This is a genomic window from Acetatifactor sp., assembly GCF_982438285.1.
In genome coordinates this window covers 1-3,005 of sequence record NZ_CEWDFQ010000357.1, presented here as the reverse complement: position 1 = coordinate 3,005, position 3,005 = coordinate 1, and the positions used below count along the sequence as shown (strand labels likewise).

General features: G+C 47.8%; 3 protein-coding genes. All 3 read right to left on the bottom strand.

The features are described from left to right. The coding region (locus tag AC1WIP_RS13785) for a carbohydrate ABC transporter permease (RefSeq protein WP_481142370.1) at positions 1-558 on the bottom strand (558 nt) is incomplete at its 3' end. 14 nt (positions 559-572) lie between these two features. Then, positions 573-1,499: a carbohydrate ABC transporter permease gene (locus tag AC1WIP_RS13780; RefSeq protein ID WP_481142369.1), complete on the bottom strand. Its 927-nt coding sequence runs from the start codon at positions 1,497-1,499 to the stop codon at positions 573-575. Between the two features lie 84 nt (positions 1,500-1,583). Next, positions 1,584-2,981, bottom strand: a complete 1,398-nt coding sequence (locus tag AC1WIP_RS13775) for an extracellular solute-binding protein (protein WP_481142368.1) — start codon at positions 2,979-2,981, stop codon at positions 1,584-1,586. Between the last annotated feature and the right edge of the window lie 24 nt (positions 2,982-3,005).

The window sequence follows — 3,005 nt, the reverse complement described above, 5'->3', positions numbered from 1 at the left end:
GGTCTGTACCTCTCCCGCTCCGTCAATCCTCACTGCCTCCAGCATTTCCGTGGGAATGGTTTCAGAAAACTGCTTCATCAAAAAGATTCCAAAGGGCCAGCCCACCGTGGGAAGGATGACTGCCCAGATGGTGTCATGAAGATTTAAGAAAGACATCTCCTTTAAAAGCGGTACCAGAACCACCTGCTTAGGAAGCGCCATGGCACAAATAAAAATACTGAATAAAATCGTCTGCCCCACAAAACGTTTCTTGGCAAGCGCATATCCCGCCATAGAAGCGGTCAGACAGGTGAGTCCCATGGCAATCACCGCTATAGCCACACTGTTAAAGAGCCAGCGCAGCGCCGGATTGCCAAACAGCTTTTCATAATTGATCATCGTGGGCTTCAGGGGAAACCACTGGGGCTTTGCGGCATTAATGGTCATTGCATCCTTAAAGGACCCTGTTACAATCCAATAAACTGGAAAAATAAACAAAAATGCCAAAACCACTAATATTATAACAGTAACCACCTTATAAATCGACAGTTTTCCTGCTTTCTTTTTTGTTTTTTCCATGCTTCCTCTCCCTCCTAATCCACACTTCCGGCCTTGGTCACCTTAAATTGAATTGCGGAAAACACAGCGATGACAATAGCCAGAAATACCCCCATCGCATTTCCATAACCGTACCGATAAAGCTTAAATGCTTCATAATAAATGTAATACATAATAGTATCTGTGGAATGATTCGGTCCTCCTGAGGTTAAAAGCTGTATCAGTGCGTAGCACTGAAAGGAATTTATGGTAGTGATCACCAGGATGTAAAGGGTGGTAGGCATAATAGAGGGCCATTTAATTTTCCAGAAGGTCTGGAAATTGGTGGCGCCGTCCACCTGGGCCGCCTCAACAATAGAGCTGTCCACATTTCCCAGAGCCGCCACATAAAGTACAATAGGCTGTCCGATGGAGGTTGTAAAGAGAATAAGTATAATACACCAGATGGCGAATCTTTCATCCCCCAGCCAGCTGATGTTTTCGTCGATCACCCCGGCTGCATTTAATACATAGTTAAAAAGTCCCGTATATTTGTTGAACATCCATTTCCAGACAACCGCAACCGCAACCGTACCCGTAACCACAGGCAGATAAAACACACAGCGGAAAAAGGATCTGGACGCCGCATGCAGAGGATAAATCGCCGCGCTGACCCATAGGGAAAAAATCGTTACCACAGGTACCGCTACAATTACAATCAATATGGTATTTTTCAGGGCTCTGATAAAAATCGGGTCTTGAAACATTTCAATATAATTCCCAAATCCCACGAACGTAAAGTCTGTCATGGTATAATTAAAAAAGCTGGTTACAAGGCACATTATCATGGGAACAATGATAAAGCCCACAAAAAATATCAGTGCAGGCAGAAGAAACAGGTAAGCCGCTCTGGTTTCGCGCATTACCAGTATCCTGCTTCGTTTGGTATACTGTTTTTTACCTGACATTTTTCCAACCGTCATGAGTATTACCCCCATTTGTTTTCTGCTTTTTGAAAAGGCATCCGGCCTTTGTTGAAAAGCCGGATGCCAAAGGTTGCCATCAGATTAATTTGCTGCCGCCGTAGCTGCATTGCAGGTTTCAACGTAAGCATCTGCCGCAGTCTGAACATCTTCGCCGCCAAAAATCTGCTGGAGCATATTCCACCATGCGGTACGCTGCTCAGCCCAGCCTCCTGTTACGTTGTAGTAATCTCCCAGGTAAGGTCCGAAGCTTGCAAATACCTCCATGCGCGCTTCGTCCTCTGTGCCCGCATATACATTTCCAAAGGAAGCTCTTACCGGGAAGAAGCCTGTACTGGAAACGCTCAAAGGTCCCTGAACCGCATCGTCGCAGATAAACTCAATAAACGCCTTTGCAGCTTCCGCTTTTGCCTCATCGCCGTTGTCAAAGATACCAAAGCCGTAGATTCCACCACAGAGCTCAGGTGTGCCGCTCTCCGAAGGGAAGGCAACCGGATAAGGTGTAAAGCCTACCACCGAAGCATACTGTGCCTCATTGGAAGCATTCCAGCAGAAGGTCATTGCCACGGTTCCATTGGAAAACAGCTGAAGCTCATCACTTGCCTGTGCTCCTGCATCGTAGCTTAAAAGTCCCTCCTGGGTCCAGTCTACAAGCTGCTGCAGGCCCTTTACGCCCGCTTCAGAGTTCATGGTCCACTGAGTGTGATCTTCATTGGTAAATTCTGCGTTGTAAAGATTCATGGCAAGGGCTCGTGTTCCCTGGTCCCCGCCCTGGCCACCGCAGTAAACGATACCGTTCTCCTGGGCAACGCCTGCATCCTTAAGCGCCTGAAGCGCTTTCTCAAAATTCTCGGTGGTCCAGGTGCGATCCTCATTTATGTACTGAAGCGCGTCTGCGGCCTCAAACATTTCATAGTTGATAGCCATGCAGTGCGTGGTCATACAGAGAGGATACTCATAAAATACACCGTCCGTGGACTGACATGCGCTTACCACTGCCTCGCTGGTGGCAGAAATATCTGCAAGAGCCTCATCGTCCCAAAGATCAGAAAGGTCCAGCATCTTTCCCTTCGCTCCCCAGTTGCTTACCAGTCTCTCAGGCCCCTCCATGATAATATCCGGTGTTGTACCAGCCTCAATGGCAGCTGTCACCTGATCATCTCCGGAAGTGTAATCAAGATATTCCACCGATACGCTTATGTTAGGATACACCTCGTTAAAAGAAGCAATAAAACCATTTACCGTTTCCTCATTGCCAAAGCTTCCAATAGGGTACGTCCACATCGTAATATCTGCGCTGAGGTCTGTGCCGGCTGCTGCGTCCGTCTCGGCAGCGGTCTCCGCCGCAGTCTCAGCAGGGGCAGAGGTCTCCGTCTGTGTATTGGTACCGGAATTGGACGTCTCCTGCTGTGAGCCGCAGGCCGCCATGGAGAATGCCATGACACCTGTCAACAATAACGCGAGTGCTCTTTTCTTTTTCATACTTTGTCCTCCTTAATATAAGAC